Annotated in this window: 10 protein-coding genes; 4 read left to right on the top strand and 6 right to left on the bottom strand. The window is 59.7% G+C overall.

Translation table 11 applies throughout. From position 1 onward, the window contains the following. The first annotated feature begins 430 nt into the window (after nucleotides 1-430). Both AC0L3K_RS10620 and AC0L3K_RS10615 read left to right on the top strand, forming a co-directional pair. Nucleotides 431-4,342: an RHS repeat domain-containing protein gene (locus tag AC0L3K_RS10620; RefSeq protein WP_473365937.1), complete on the top strand. Its 3,912-nt coding sequence runs from the start codon at nucleotides 431-433 to the stop codon at nucleotides 4,340-4,342. Nucleotides 4,343-4,557: 215 nt separating this feature from the next. Beyond that, the gene (locus tag AC0L3K_RS10615; RefSeq protein WP_473365936.1) at nucleotides 4,558-5,715 is read left to right on the top strand and encodes an acyltransferase family protein; all 1,158 of its coding nucleotides are present in this window, start codon (nucleotides 4,558-4,560) and stop codon (nucleotides 5,713-5,715) included. A 16-nt stretch (nucleotides 5,716-5,731) separates the two neighbouring features. Here the strand turns inward: AC0L3K_RS10615 and AC0L3K_RS10610 are convergent, their stop codons facing one another. Beyond that, nucleotides 5,732-6,874 (bottom strand): polysaccharide pyruvyl transferase family protein, encoded by a 1,143-nt coding sequence (locus AC0L3K_RS10610; RefSeq protein WP_473365935.1) that lies wholly within the window; start codon nucleotides 6,872-6,874, stop codon nucleotides 5,732-5,734. A gap of 238 nt (nucleotides 6,875-7,112) precedes the next feature. Beyond that, nucleotides 7,113-8,570, bottom strand: coding sequence for a lipopolysaccharide biosynthesis protein (locus tag AC0L3K_RS10605; RefSeq protein WP_473255864.1), 1,458 nt, complete (start codon nucleotides 8,568-8,570; stop codon nucleotides 7,113-7,115). A gap of 294 nt (nucleotides 8,571-8,864) precedes the next feature. Between AC0L3K_RS10605 and AC0L3K_RS10600 the strand changes: the two genes are divergently transcribed. Continuing rightward, nucleotides 8,865-9,962, top strand: coding sequence for a glycosyltransferase family 4 protein (locus AC0L3K_RS10600; protein WP_473365934.1), 1,098 nt, complete (start codon nucleotides 8,865-8,867; stop codon nucleotides 9,960-9,962). Between the two features lie 22 nt (nucleotides 9,963-9,984). Here AC0L3K_RS10600 and AC0L3K_RS10595 read toward each other — a convergent pair whose 3' ends face one another. From AC0L3K_RS10595 to AC0L3K_RS10580, 4 genes are read right to left on the bottom strand one after another with little or no spacing between them, the layout of a single operon-like run. Further along, nucleotides 9,985-11,079 (bottom strand): acyltransferase family protein, encoded by a 1,095-nt coding sequence (locus AC0L3K_RS10595; protein ID WP_473365933.1) that lies wholly within the window; start codon nucleotides 11,077-11,079, stop codon nucleotides 9,985-9,987. Next, nucleotides 11,076-12,182: an acyltransferase family protein gene (locus tag AC0L3K_RS10590; RefSeq protein WP_473365932.1), complete on the bottom strand. Its 1,107-nt coding sequence runs from the start codon at nucleotides 12,180-12,182 to the stop codon at nucleotides 11,076-11,078. Before AC0L3K_RS10590 ends, AC0L3K_RS10595 begins: the two co-directional genes overlap by 4 nt. A gap of 8 nt (nucleotides 12,183-12,190) precedes the next feature. Further along, entirely contained in the window at nucleotides 12,191-13,534 is a 1,344-nt protein-coding gene (locus AC0L3K_RS10585) for a hypothetical protein (protein ID WP_473255868.1), read from the bottom strand. Nucleotides 13,535-13,541: 7 nt separating this feature from the next. Next, a complete protein-coding gene (locus AC0L3K_RS10580) occupies nucleotides 13,542-14,753 on the bottom strand; it encodes an acyltransferase family protein (protein WP_473365931.1) in 1,212 nt (403 codons plus the stop codon). A gap of 621 nt (nucleotides 14,754-15,374) precedes the next feature. Between AC0L3K_RS10580 and AC0L3K_RS10575 the strand changes: the two genes are divergently transcribed. Then, nucleotides 15,375-15,884, top strand: a complete 510-nt coding sequence (locus AC0L3K_RS10575) for a hypothetical protein (RefSeq protein WP_473255870.1) — start codon at nucleotides 15,375-15,377, stop codon at nucleotides 15,882-15,884. The last annotated feature ends 12 nt before the right edge of the window (nucleotides 15,885-15,896 follow it).

The following is a 15,896-nucleotide window of genomic DNA, read 5'->3' as shown; positions in this document are numbered from 1 at the left end:
AACTCATCATCTGCTTCGCCCTGCAAAACGACAGACAACCAGCACGAGAATATCAAGCGATATACTCGCTTGTAAGTATAGCGTCCGCCGAAGCTATCGGACTGACCGTCAAAATTCTACTAGCGCATCCCCTCAGCCTGACAACGTCCCACACCGCATCCGCGCCGGCTTCACATGCATCATTGAAGCGCGACATGCGCATATATTCAGCAGTGAAACTCTGCGAATTCTTGGAAGCGCCATGTTCAGGTCATGCTGCGTCGGCACGACATCGTTATTGTCTTGAATCAGAGTCGACCTGTTCCTGCGAGGAACTGCTGATCGCTCTCGATTTGTAGCTCCGATTTTTATCTGAAATTCACACTCGATCGAGAAGGTTGAACGCAAATCCCTGCGAGCAATTTCGTTCGCGTAGAAATTCGAGTGTGAAATGTCGTCAGATCAAACCGTCCTCTCCGCAAGCGGCTTCATCAACTCCATCGGCGTCAACACGCATGCCGGCTTCGGGTGGACCGACTACAATAACCTCGCATTGATGGTCGATGACCTGAAGTACCTCGGCGTCACCCATCTCCGCGACGCGATGGGAACCAGCCCCGCCGCACAACCGGTCGTTGAAGGGCTGGCGGCGGCCGGCTACAAGTTCGACTTCCTGGTGTCATCCGCCCTGCCCCAGCTGGGCACCGCCGGCCTTCAGAAGTATATCGTGTCGCTCGAGAAGTTCGTGGCGAGCCATCCGGGCAGCATCAGCGCCATGGAGGGGCTCAACGAGGCCAATCACCAGCCCTTCAGCTACAATGGCAGCTCGAGCCTTGGCGCCGCGGCCCAGTTCCAAAGCGCGCTCTATCAGGCGGTCAAGGCAGACGGCACGCTTTCCAGCATTCCCGTCTTCAATCTGTCGCTCGCCTACAACGATCCCCAGGGCTACAGCCAGCTCGGCAACATGTCGGGCTCGGTCGATTTCGCCAATGCGCATGCCTATGTCAGCACCAGCTTGACGACCAGCAGCTCACTTGCTGCCACCTTGAGCGCCGTCTCGACCGCGGCGCCGGGAAAGCCCGTCGTGATTACGGAGACCGGCTACACCACCCAAGCCAACACCCAGTATCTCGGCGTCGACGAGACGGTGCAGGCCAAGTCGATCTTGAACACCCTGGTCGATGCCTACAAGGCTGGCGTGAGTGCGACCTATCTCTACGAGATGTTCGACCGCGACTCGTCTGCCAGCAACACCAATCCCGAAGCCAACTTCGGCTTATTCAACTCCGACGGAACGCCGAAGCTCGCCGCGACGGCAATTCACAACCTGACGAGCATTCTGGCCGATGACGGCAAGGGCGGCCTGCAGCCGACTAATCCGTTGAACTACACGCTGAGCAACATGCCGGACTCGGGCAACAGCATGGTGCTCGGCAAGAGCAATGGCGCCTACGAGCTTGTCGTTTGGGCGGAGCCGAAGCTCTGGAATGATGCGGCCGATGCCGAGATCTCCAATCCGACCCAGACCGTCACGGTAAACCTGGGCAGCGTGCATCATTCGGTCAAGGTGTACGACACGCTGACCGGAACCACCGCGATCGCGAGCTACACCGACGTCAGCACGATTACGATTCCGGTCAGCGATCACCCGCTGATCATCGAGATCGACGCGCCCGCGACCACCCCGATTCCGCCTGACACCCGAACCAGTGTCAGCGGCACGGCTGCCGAGATTGTGCCGCAACTGTCCGACCTGAGCACGTCGACGGCGCTTAAAACCATTACGCTAACCGACTCGCATGTCCTGCCCGTCGCTTCGAAAGCGACGATGGACTATATGATCGCGCATTATGGCAATGCGCTGTCCAAGATCCAGGGCGGCCATTCCTTCTCGGTCACGAACTCGGCCGCGACCTGGAGCAGCACGAAAACCTATGACGCCAGCGGCAACCTCCTGTCGAAAGCGGACACCGGCCTGAACGCAAGCGGACTGCCTACTTCGACCACGATCGTCTACACCGATGGGTCCAAAGACGCGATCGGCTACACCGGCGGCGTAAAGACCACCTCCGTCCATTCCGCTACCGACGGAACCAAGACCACCGACACTTACAACACGACCGGCGGGCTTCTCAGCGAAGTCGTGCAAAAGCCGGACGGCTATTATTCGACGACCCTCTACACCAACGGCGTGAAGACCACGGTCTATGTCAAGAACGCCGACCACACCCAGGACAACTATACCTACAACATCAAGGGCCAGAGCTACACGAGCCAGGTCCAGCACCTCGATTCGACCGGCAAGGTCACGTCCGTGGTCCGCAGCCATGCGGACGGCTCGCTCGATTCGACACAGGTCTACAACAGCGACGGCAGTCGCGTGATCACCACCTATAGCGCCACCGGGGTCAAGCTGGTCGAGACCGACTACCATGCTGATCGCAGCAAGGAGGTCTGGACCTACAACATCAAGGGCCAGAACTATGCGACCGAGCACGACGTTTACGATACGACCGGCTTTCTCACGACCCTGACCCGCCTCCACACCGATGGCAGCCTGGCGTTCAAGCTGGCGCAAACGACCGACGGCACCAAGACGACCGATTGGTACAATGCCGCCGGCGGCCTCACCAGCGAAGTCGTCCAAAAGGCCGACGGTTTCAGCTCGACGACGCTCTACAGCAATGGCGTCAAGACCAACGCCTATGTCAAGAATGCCGACGGCAGCCAGGACAATTACGCCTATGGCATCACCGGCCAGAGCTACAGCACACTGATCCAGCACGTCGATCCCTCCGGCAAGATCACGGCCGTGACCCGCAAGCATGCCGACGGCACGCTCGACTATACGCAGGTCATCAACAATGACGGCAGCAGCGTCGTCACCAACTACGACGCAGCGGGAACGAGGACGAAGGAAACCGACTACAACGCCGATGGCAGCAAGGATATCTGGCTTCTCAACGTAACCGGCCAGACCTACACAACCGAGCACGACATCTACGATGCGGCTGGCTTCCTCACCTCGCTGGTTCGCACGCACGCCGATGGCAGCCTGGCCTTCAAGCTGCAGCAGAGCAGCGACGGCACCAAGGTCTCGGACTGGTACGACGCCAGCGGCATCCTCACCAGTGAAGTCCTGGAGAAGACGAGCGGCTACAGCGCAACGACGATCTACACCAACGGCGTGAAGACCGCGGCCTACATCACCAATGCGGACCAGAGCCACGACAATTACAGCTACAATATAACAGGTCAGAGCTATACCACGCAGTACCAGCACCTCGACCCCTCCGGTGTCACGACCGAAGTGGTCCGCACGCATGCCGACGGGTCGCTCGACTACAGCCAGGTCGTCAATAGCGACGGCAGCAGCGTGGTGAGCAACTACAATGCCTCCGGCGTCAAGATGACGGAGACCGATTACCACGCCAACGGCTCGAAGGATGTGTTCCAGCTCAATATCGTGGGGCAGACCTACACGAACGAGCACGACAGCTACGATTCGACCGGCTTCCTCACCAACATCGTGCGCACCCACGCCGATAGCAGCCTCGCCTTCACGCTTGTCCAGAGCTCAGACGGGACCAAAACCTCGGATTGGTACGACGCCAAGGGCGTTCTGACCAGCGAGGTGACGACGAAGATTGACGGCTATAGCTCCACGACGGCCTACGCCAACGGCGTCAAGACCGCCGCGTACATTACCAACGCCGATGGCACGTCGGACAATTGGAGCTACAACATCAAGGGGCAGTCCTACACCACGCAGCATCAGCACCTCGATGCCTCCGGGCATATCGTCGAGCTTACCCGGACCCACGCCGACGGCACGTTGGACTATACCCAGGTCACCAACAACGACGGCAGCAAGCTGACCGACATCTACGACGGCTCCGGTTCCAAGACCCAGGAGATCGCCAACAACGCCGACGGTTCGAAGGACGTCTTCCTGTTCAACTTCAACGGACAGGCCGGCACGACGCAGCACGAAAACTACAATTCGGCCAATGCACTCCAGTTCTTCGACGACACCAAAACCGACGGCACACACAACGTCACGGCGGTTGCGAGCGGCGTGACGATCCAGGGCGGGGCCGGCAATGACCTGTTCTCGGCGGCGCCGAGCTCGACCACAGTCGTCTACGATCACGGCCAAGACCAGATCGTCAACTTCCAGGCCGGCGACGCCACCACTCACGACGTGATCCAGATCTCGAAGCTCCTCGCCGCGGACTACGGCCATCTGCAAATCACGCAGTCCGGCACGAACGCCCTGGTCACGCTTTCGGCCAGCGACTCGATCCTCCTGAAGAACGTCAACGTCGCCAGCCTGACGAGCCACGATTTCCTGTTCGTCTGACCACGGCGAATTGTCCGCAGGATCGGATCAATATCTCAGGCGCCGGGACCAGCTCAGGCAAGTCCCGGCGCCGTTCAATAATTAGGCGGCTGCCTTGTCGCGAGGCAGAAGCCGCATAGTCGCTATTCGCCTGCCGTCGAACGCCGGCCCAGCGAACTTGCGTCACAATTGACCGGTAGGCAGAAGGTCGCCTCACGCAAGGAATTCGACACGCGATGGAAGCCAATGAAACAAGACGGTTCGTCGTTCTCGACTTCTATCGTTTCGTTGCCGCTCTCGGCGTTTTCATTTTCCATCTGAAGACCATCGACAGCGGCATCGCACCGGTCTGGAACGGATCTTATGGCCTTTTCGTGGACATGTTCTTCATCTTGTCCGGTTTCGTGATCTCCTATTCCTATCCGTCTGACGCGCGTGGTCTCAAGGCATATTCCCGGTTCATGATCCGCCGCATTGCGCGGATCTATCCGCTGCATTTTCTGACTTTACTCGTGTTCGTATTGCTGATCGGGTTCGGTCTGGACCGATCGGGAAGGTCGACGCCGCTGGACTTCCTGTACAACCTCGTGCTGCTTCAAGCCTGGGGCGTTACCGATCATTTGAGCTTCAACTCTCCGTCCTGGTCGATCAGCGCGGAATTCTTCTGCTATCTGATCTTTCCCCTGCTTATGCTGCTTGCACGCAAGGTCCATCCGCTGGTGCTGGCCGCCATCGTCGCGGCGCTCTATCTGGTCCTGGCCCACGGCCATCTGCCGATCTGGCAGGAACGATCGCAGATGTATGGAGCCAATTACGACTACGGGATGCTCCGTGCGCTGCCGAGCTTCTTGAATGGAATCCTGCTCGCCATATTGTTCAGGTTGTCGCAACCGTATCGGCACAAGCCGGTCGTCTTCGCTGGTATCGCCCTGTTCGGGATCTCCGTGCTTGTCCTGAACATCTTCGCCAAGCCGGATCTGGCCATCATTCTGTTCTCCTGCGCGATCCTGCTCACCGCCGTCGGGGAGAGCGCCTTCGTGCAAATTCCCGGTAGCCGCCTCCTCGGGCGACTCGGCAACACCTCATACTCGATCTACATGCTGCACGACGCCGTCCTCATCGCCGTATTCAAGCCGTTGTGGACCGCGCTTGGGCTGCGCCCGGATCAATTTGGCCTGTTCGCCCTGGCCTGCTGCGCGATCCTGACCATCATCGCCGATCGCACCTATGCCTATTTCGAGAACCCGGCGCGGCGGCTGATCAATCGTGCGGCCGACATCGGATTTGGATCACCTCGCAAAGTGCAATCGTCCGCCCAGACGTCTGTCACCAACAAGACGTCCGTCACCAAGACGTCCGTGCGTTTCGACGAGACGGAGCAGGCCGCCAACTGACGTCCGCTCGCTTCCCTCAGGCGACCTTACCGCCGGACGCGGCGTCAACCGACATCAAACCATCGCCCCGCAGCGGAGCGATGTTGGCGCGCGACAGCTCCATGACGGCCGGCAACATATTGCGGACCTGCGCGCCAACCGTCTTGTAGGCGCCAAGGAACCTCAGCAGAAACATCTCAAGATTGTCTCCCGCGAGAAGTTGCTCCGGTGAGAGAAGAAGCGATTCGCTCACACCGAAATGAGCGAACAGACCCTGGAACTTGTCCTGGTATGTGATCGCCGCAACCGGCGTTCCCTGTCCGAGAGCCGCAATCGCCAGATGCATGCGGCCGGTGACGACGCCGTCCACCAGACCGACGACCGCCTTGATCTCGCTCGCTGACAGAACGTGCTCGACATGATGAATATGGTCGCCCAGCGCCGCGCGCAGCCGACCGGCCAGCGGTCGAAGGCAATTATCGTCGGCGATCCCCGGACGATAGTCGTGCGCGAGCAACACCCAGCTCGCGTTGTGCTCTCGAGACATGCGCCCCATTGCGCTCGCCGCGAGTTCGATCATTCGCTGCAACTTGGCCGGCTCGGATTTCCTGAACAACATCGGATGGATATTGAAGACAAAGACGTTGCGTCCCTGTCTGCGCTGCTCCGCAATCGCGGCCCCAATCTGCTTCACGGCCGCAGTCTCCGCCTGCGGCACCAGCATGAACGCGGAATCAGCGACGAGGTGAGCACGATTCGGGGCGAACTCTTTGAAGCGCTGAAGCGATAGTGCATCGCGCAGATTCAAGACCACGCCGGGATCGAGCAGCCGAAACACCTCGCGCAATGCCTTGGCCGGACGGGAGTTGAAGCTGAATCCGAGCACGCTGACCTTGGCGCCGCACGCTGCCATGAGATCGGCAACCAGCAGCATGCGAGCGGCGTCCACGGGGGAATAGTAGCCGTCCAGCACATCTGCCCCCAGAACCATTCCAAAATCCGGCCTGGTGAGAGAAAGCTCCTGCGCCACCGTCGTATAGGAAAACGGCTGCCTCCAAAATTCGAGCGGCTTGAAGCCCATTGCCCGCACATCTGCGCTCGCCGCTGCGGTGGCGGTGACAATGTAGACCTCGATGTTCGGATGAGCCTGCTTCATCTCGCCGACGGCCGCCTCGATCATGGCCTCATCGCCGCGCGACTGATGAATGCTCCAGGGGTCGGACGGGAGCAGGACGAGCCGGCGCGGGTTGTTGCGCGGCGCGGCACTGGCACCGATCGCCTTCCTGGCGATTTGCCACCTGCGCAACTCGAGCAGATCGACCGCAAAGGGCGTGTTCTTCGCGCTGTTGAGCCAGCCTCGGAGATGCTTGCGAACAGGTACCGGAATCAGTTGCTTCACGACGTCTTCCTCGTCTTCATCAGGCGGTCGCACCACGCTTCACGACGAAAGCGATCAGGGAGAACAGTTGCTTCCGCCAGAACAGCAAGATGCTCATCAGATAGGTCGCCCCGAAGCATGACGAGAGCAGTCCTATCCGCAAATAGGGATTCATGTCCGGGGCCGCTTCGCGGCATAGCGCAACTGCGCCATAGGCCAGAAGGATGGCGCAAAGGCAGCCTGCGACGGGCCGGAGAAACTGGTTCCAGCTCAGGCCCAGCAGCCTGAGCGCCAGCGCGAATGTCACGGGCGTAACCACGAGCTGTGCGACAGCGAAGATGGTGGCCAGCTGACCAATGTCGTGCGACGGCAGCAGGAACATTGCGGGCACCACCGTGACGAACTTGAGAATGTTCAGCAGGAAAACGTAGTTGGGCTTGCCCATGGCACCGAAATAGGCGCTGTTCACGAACTGCACAGTCTGAATCGCGCCGATGAGCATCAGCGGCCTCATCACTGCTTCGCTGCCGGCCCATTTTGAGCCGAACAGCAGCAGGGAGAACTCCGGCGCGATCGCCGCCAGGAGCACAAAGACCGGAGAGCCAATCAAAGCTCCGAGGCTGACGCTGCGCAGATAGGCGTCGGCGATACGGTGACGCTCATGCGCGATCTTGGACAATGCGCTCAGCGCGACGTCCATGACCGCCTGTGTCAGCAACTGCATCAGGATGATGTAAACTCGCGCGCCCACCGTGTAGATGCCCAAGGCCGCGACGCCATAGAGCGACAGGATGATCATGTCGATCGTACGCACGATGGCGAAGTCGAGCAGCCTGTTCGACACGACATGGATGCTATAGCCGGAGAGTTCGCGCAGGCTCTTCAGATCGTAGCCGCGCATCGGGAGCCATCTGGGCTGGCTCCAGAGCCACAGGCCGCTGACCGCGCTCTGAACGACCACCTGGATCACGAGGCTGAGAGCGCCGAACCCGGCATAGGCACAGGCGATCCCGACCACTCCGGAGATCGCGGTCGCCACCATGGTCCTGAGCGCAAGCACGCGAAAATCCATCTGGCGCTTGTAGAGCGCCTCCTGGAACAGCGTGGCGGTACCGATCGGAAGCGAGAGGCTCGCGGCCGTCAACAGCGGGGCAAGTCCCTTCACGTCGAGCCAGCGTTCGATATGGGTCGCCAGCAGGCCGATAAGAACCGCAAGGAGGACCGATGCCGCCAGTGAGCAAAAAAATGGCAGCGTCACGTCCGCAGGCTCGAGCGCGCGTCGCTGGATCAACGCGTCACCGAACCCGAATTCAGAAATGGAGCTCAGGAGCAGCAGGATGAAGCCAACCAGCGCGGCAAGACCGAAATCCGCAGGATTGAGCAGCCGCGCCAATATCAAGAACAGAACAAACGACAGCGCGCGGCCGCCCCAATTCTGCGCCAGCGACCACAACAACGCGACCACGACCTGATGTTGTTTGCCCGGAGTGACGTTCATCAAAAAATCGACCCAATTCCGATAGATCCAATCACAATCGCCCGTTAGACAACAAGGCAATCGATGAACGCGCGTGACGTCGCCATTTCCACTCCGTCCCGATGGCGGCAGCAATCGCGCAGCACTACGACGGCGTTGTGGCAATCAGATGAGCGCCATCAATCATCCGATTTAGCGTGGAAGTGAGTTCAAATCGTGGACTACACTCCAACCGGCTCAGCGATGTGATGCAAAATGGATGCCTTGATGAATTCGCCTACCACTGCCTTCAATCGCGACTCCAGGCGCTTGCGCGTGGCGATCTACGCGCCGCATTTTGCAGAATATTCCTACCGGCTCGCGTCAGGGTTGGCACGCCATTGCGATGTTCGCCTCGTCCTCAACCGCAAGGATGCGAACCAGCAGTGGGAACTGGCCGATATCGAGGCGACGACTCCCTTCAACACAAGGATTCGCGATCTGAGCCTGCGCCGCGCCGGCGCCATCGGCATTCCGGCTTCATTCGTGGACATAATTTCGTTTCGTCCAGACGTGGTTCATTGTCACGAAGTTCCGGAAGTCTACACATCCAAGCTGATCCAGTTCCTGCGACCGCTCGGAATCCCGCTGGTGCTGACCGTTCACGACGCGATTCCTCATTCGGAGGGCGGTTCTGGTACCTCTCCGCGCGAGGATGGCTGGCGCGCGCGCATGCGCGCGGCAGCATCGGTCGTCACGACGCACGGCGAGAGCTGCATTGCAGATTTTCGCCGAGCGTCGCCGGAGTTCAATGGAGAAATCGTCTCCAGCATGCACGGGGTGCTCATGGTGCCGCCGACGCGCGCCGCCGCCATCGAACCCGAATCTGCACGAATCCTGTTTTTTGGACGGATGTGGGCTTACAAGGGGTTGGACATCTTCATCGACGCGATCGACCTGCTGGACCGGCGCGGCGTGGCGCACGAAGCGATCGTCGCGGGCCGCGGTCCCGAGATGACGCGGCTTGGCGCGCGCATGGAGGCGATGCCGACGGTCAAAACGATCAACGCCTATATCTCGCCTGAGGATACGGGACAATTGTTTCAGTCCGCGACCGTGGTCGCCCTGCCCTATAAGGATGCGACGCAGAGCGGCGTGCTCGCGTCTGCTTACGGGAATTCCCGTCCCGTCGTCGCCAGCGCCACAGGTGGCATCCCTGATGTCGTGACAGACGGAGTGAACGGGCTACTGGTCCCGCCTGGCAATGCTGCCGCATTGGCCGATGCGCTCGAACGCGTCCTGACCTCGAAGTCGCTTACTGCAACGTTGACCGACGGTGCACGACAAACAGCAGCCGGTCCGTTGAACTGGGATCGCATTGCCGAGAGCCTGTTGCCATCCTACCGCAAGCTTGCCGGCCGTACCGTGAGTTGACCGTGGCAGATATTGCGATCTTCTAGGCGGATTGTTCCATCTTGTTCAATGACGGAAAGAACATGCCGCGGACCGCGCCATCCAACAGGCGTCTCAATCTTACCTCGATCAGCTCGTAGCTGATCGCGCTTGCGACCAGCGACATCAACGAGCCCAGCAGGATGAATGCTGCCCACAGCAGCCAACGGTCGACACCGACAGCCACGAGCTTGAGCCCGATCACCTGCAACGGAAACAGGACAAACGGGTGCACGAGATACAGGCTGTAGCTTATCTTGCCGACATACTGCAGGGCCGGCGTGCTGAGAGCCTTGGCTAAGCCGGAGTCCGGGGCCAGCACCATGGCGAACAGCAAAAGACCCGGAATAAGACCCACGAACGGGTGAAACAGCACCAGGCTCGCGTACATGGCGACCCCGCAAGTCAAGCCTGCCATCAAACCAAGAGGTCCCGGAATGGAGATGCGCCAACCCGTGGCGCTGAGAAGCATGCCGATGCAGAAGAACGCCGTGATCGGCCAATGCAGGAGACAGGCCACGCCCAGCAAGATCAAGGGCGCCGCCAGCATTCTGCCTCCGATGCGCCAGACCGAGAATGTCAGCGCGAACCAGATGTAGAACGCCCATTCGTAAGTCAAGGTCCAGGCATTCTGCTGGGCGATGGGTAAGCCGAGAGCATCCTGCACGAAGAAGAGATTGGCCGTGAAGATCGCGAGATAACCGGTCAGATCGATCCCGCGGAAGAATTTGTAGCCCACGATCGGGCCGATCACGAACAACGCGAGGTGCAGCACGACGAACACCGGCATGATGCGCAGGATGCGGTCGAAGAAGAACCGTGTCGGCGAGCCGTGCCGCACCAGACTGGCCGGGATCAGGAAGCCACTGATCATGAAAAACAGCTCGACACCGTGGCCGCCGACATTGATCACCGATTGCAGCCAGAGCCAGAGCGGCGGCAGGAAGCCGGGATCCGCAATGTCGTACACGCCTCCCTTTGGCATGTCGTAGAAATGATCCATCAGGACGCTCAGAGCCGCAATGCCACGAAGTCCCTGGACGGAGGGAACGAAAGATCCGTCGTATCCGGCATTCGGCTGGCGCGTTGTTTCGATCACTCAGCTGCCCCCTGCGCGCTGAGCGCTGGTTCGAGAACGACCGCCCTCCTGCGCTTCGACCGGAACCTCTGGCCGAACGAGATGCTGGGCTTCTCGACGAATGCATATGTCGACCAGCTGACCAGGATCGACAGCGCCGCGACCAGCGCCGCGAAGGCGGCCCATCCCAGCGGTCCATCACCGAGCCAGACGAGGCGATGGATCCAGACGATCACGAATGGCGACATCAAATAGACGGAATAGCTGATCGTTCCCACGAACGCCATCGAGCGCCAGGCCATTCTCTCACCGAACGCCGCAAACGCGATGAAGACGAGCGCAGCGCAGACATAAGCCGCCCCGATCGAGTAGCTGTAGAAGAAGTTCTCCTGATAGACGCCGCCGAACCGCCTCTCCGCCAGAGTGATGGCGAAGACCGCATAGAACACCGTGCACACGGCGACGTGCGGCCATCGCAGTTTTCCGCCGATGACGGTGTCGCGGATGACCTTGCCCAGGAACATCGCCGAGAGATTCAGCCCAACCTCCATCAGCGACGACACCGTCCTGCTTTCGACCAGAAGTGCTGCGGCTGTCCCGACCAGCGCCGCAGCAATGACAATCCCGACTGCAGTAAAGCGCCGGTTCAGCAATCCCATCGCGAAAAGAATAGTGCATCCGACATAGAACAGGAGTTCGATCGCCAACGTCCAGTAGAAGACCCAGAGGTTCGGAATGTTCACGAAAGTCTGCAGCATCGTTACGTTCGCGATGACCTGCGACAACGGATAGGCGTTGGACTCCAGCACCTGCATCGTGACGAGCCCGATCAACATCGACGTCCAGTACGCCGGATAGAGCCGAAAGAAGCGGCTGATCGTGAAATCGCGCACGGGGGTCGCGCTGTCCGGAAAACTGAACGGGATGACGAATCCGCTGACGAAGAAGAACAGCACGACTCCGAACCGACCGAAGTTCATGTAGTAGCCGATCGCATCGTGGAAGACCCAATAATACGCGCCGGTGGGGTGCTTCTGGACGATCACCTCGAACACGTGCTGGAACAGCACCGCCAACACGGCAATGCCGCGCAGCGTATCGATGAATGCAAGCCGTCTATGCATCGTTTATCTCACCTGCTCCCACGCGCAGCCGTCCCTGGCATATCCACGCCGAAACTTTCCAACGAGCGGATCGGCCGCGGCAATTCTATCGGAACGGCATCGGCTGCCCGCGCGGACGTCGCCCGCCGTGAGAATACCTCGCTGAAGCTCAAGGCGATGATCAGGAGTCCTGATGCCGGACCGTAGTTCAAGACCGTGATCGTAAACAGGTTGACGACGAAGAGCAGCGTCAACTTGTAGACGTCGGTCGCTCCGAAGTTGGCCCGGAACACCATCACCATGAATGCGGCGAACGGAAGCCCGAACATCAGGTATGTTCCGATGTAGAAGTTGTCGACCGGTACCCAGTACGCCGCGAGCGGCGAGAAAAGCTTCTGCGGATAGTTGAAGCAACCCGCGCCGCAGCCGGTGATCAGGCCGATCGGCATCAGCTGGCTCATATAGACGAACGGCAGCTGCCAGCTGTTGTTGATGCGGTCGAGGATGCTGAACAACGTCGAGTGCGGCACTGCTGCGGTGCCCGATGCGACCACGATCATGAAGAACGGAACGAGGATCGCAGCGAACGACCACAACGCGATCGCGCGGATCGCGGGGAAGCGCGACTTCTCCGGCAGCATTCGCACCATCACCAGCAGCACAAGGTACAGCACAAGAACGATCATGGTCGTCTTGCTGGTGGTCAGACGAATGACGTAAACCGCCAGGGAGCCGTACAGAAGGCACCACAGCGTGCTCTTGCGGATCGACGTGATCGCAAACGACACGAGGATGAAGAATGCGGCCATGGTATTGTCGGCGGCAAAGCCCATCAGGCGCTGATCGTCACCGCCATAGGCCCACCACAGCCGGCCCGCCTCACGCACGGCGCCAAAGGATTCATATTTGTAGCCGACCCAGGGCATGAGGTAATACTTGGTCAACAACACGCCGATGACGGAGAGATAGAAGGTCACAGCGATGACCGACAGCAGCTTTCGGTAGGAACCCAGGCTCGAATCGCAGAAGCAGAATCCGACGAACACCGGCAGCATCATCTTGAAAGCCGAGATCGCGGCGGTCGCAGTGCCCATCATGAAGTAGCCGAGCACCAGCGACAGCATGATCTGCGCGAACACCAGGAGCGCCAGGGTGCTGCGGTTGCGCAAAATGCAATGCACGAAGAACTGGACCAGACACAGAAGCGCGACGCCGTCGGGCAGGTACCAGAGCGTGTCCAGATGAAAGATGCTGGTGTAGTAGCGGATCACGCCGCCGAAAGCGTCCCGGACCAGATAAACCCCGAGCGCGATCGCCTCGATGTTGAGGCTGACCAGCGTGATCTGCGGGCGCTGCAGCGCAAGGGCCGTCATGCTCGCCTCAATTCGTCAGCCGCGCCGATGGCGCGGGAGATCGCGAAAAATCGGGCCGGCTTCCAAGAACATTCCGAAGCAGCTTGCCGCCAAGAATCTCGACGTAGAGATAGCTGAAGTTCGAAACCGCCAGCACAGCGGCCAGGGAGATCACGAGATTCAGCGTGGCCGGCAGCCCGGCCCAGATCGAATCGAGCGCCACGATCGGCCGTGGCCCGAGTGCCCGCACGAAGTACTCCGCGAAGAGCACCACCAGCGCATGCACCATATAGATGGAGTAGGATCTGCGCCCGAGCCACACCAGCGGCCGCGCCACCAGAATCTTCGGCACCAGCAACGCATCCGGAAACGCCAGCAGGCTGCCGAGGAAGGTTGCGAACACAAGCGGCGCCAGGAAGGTGGCCGCCGGATTGGTCTCTGCGAGGCTGACCAGGACGATACTGGCAATCATGGCGATCAGCTGCAGCCCTCCCTGCACGGCAGGGCTCGGCTTGCCTGGCAGGCGACGAACGATCCTGACGGTCAACACACCGAGGAAGAAGCTCACAAAACAGCGCAGGATGCCGAAATCGGTCTGGAGTCCCAGACTCCTCTTGTCGAGCACGAAGACGATGACGACCAGACTTGCGACCGCGACCAGCCCGGAGACGGCGTAGAACCACGACAGCGAACGCATGCGCTGGGCCAGCAGGACGATCAGGCCGAACACCAGGTAGGTGTAGAATTCGACACTAATGCTCCAGCTCGGAGCGTTCCAGCTGAGATAGTCGATCAGTCCCATCGAATGCAGGAGAAAGACGTTGAGCAGGAACGAATAGGCGTTGTTCACCTCGAATGCGGCTGGCGCGGCAACCACGACGCCTGCGGCGACCAAGCCGATACGCAGAAGGCGGAACAGCAGGTTTGCGATCAGCATGACGATGTGAAGCGGATAGACCCGTGCCAGACGCCGCACCATGAATTCGCGCAGCGAGAAGCGCCCGAAGTCGCCCTCGACGTAGCTCAACGACATCACGATGCCACTGAGAACGAAGAACAAGTCGACCAATAGCCACGCGCTTCTGAAGAACGAGCAATTGATCCATGCATTGTGTGGGAATGCCGCGAGAAAGGTCGGCATCAGCAGGAGATGGTGGATCACCACAGATGTCGCGGCGATACCCCGGATGCTGTCGAGCGGCAGGACATGCGCTTTCTCACGATGAACCAACTCCGTCACATCGACATTCCGTAGCTGTTGCACCGCAGCAGTCTGTATCAGGTCTTTGCGTGCTTTCAATCGTCACGATTGGGGATTCGCGTATGACGCATGACGACCGGCGATAAATTCATCGCTCTCTGTCATTCGAACATGCGCGCGACAACTTTGCGCCATTTTTGCTGATCGAGAGGCATCGCGACGAACGAACTGACTCGTCAGCGAATGGTCGCGAGCATTTGCGAACAAAGTATGCGCGAAACCCGGCGGTGTTGCGATTTAGCCTGTATGGAAGATGTTTCTTCATCCGCGGGCTGCCGCCGCTGGAACAATTGTCGTGTGTCAATTCGCGACGAGATGATTTCGATCGCCTCATAAATCTTCAATCTGCAAAATTCGCGGGCGGCATTGTGCTGATCTCGCGAGCATTGCAAATCGTAGTTGCACAACCGACGAGAGGTAAGGCACTGATGTGGCAATCGACGGCACACGCGACCGAGTGAAGCCCGCTTTTGCGTCGCACAAAAATTGACACAGTTGACTGCCACTCTTCGTGTGTACTGGTTTTGCAGCAACGACGAAGGGACACGGATGAGCTGCGGAGTGACGCCTCGTACGAAGCCGAGATGGCTACCCGTCATCTTGACGGGATTTGCTCTGATCGCATCGGGCGTCGGTCCCGCCCGAGCTCAATGCGTCGGATTTTCGGACCGCGCCTCACAAACCGAACTCGACGCCTTCGTGAAGGCGCCGTCCTCGCTTCTGGAGCGGCTACGCAACGACAAAGAGAAGCTGAGGTCTCGCCTTTCTTCGTATATCGCGACCAATCCATCGGTGTTGCCGTCGGTGCAGACGCTTATCTCCGAATCGGCTTCTCCCGACCGCTCGACCATCGGCGCAGCGCTGCGGCTCGCAGAAGCGCTGTGTACGTCAACGAAACCGGACGCTGCGCGCAAGATTAGGGATTTCACGCAGCGGGTCGGCGACCTCGCCGTGCAAGCGGGCTATTCCGCGGCGGGAGAAGATGGCTCCAGCACCCAATTGCAGCCGAGTGACAACAAGCCGACGCAGTCTCGGGGCGGAGCGCTCTTGGAGGGCGAATGGAAGACCAAACTGGCCAACCCATTCAAACCTGTTCCCCTCCCGAATTGATCTTTGACCATT

The organism is Bradyrhizobium sp. MI1.10 (assembly GCF_055811035.1).
This window is presented reverse-complemented; position numbering and strand designations above follow the sequence as displayed.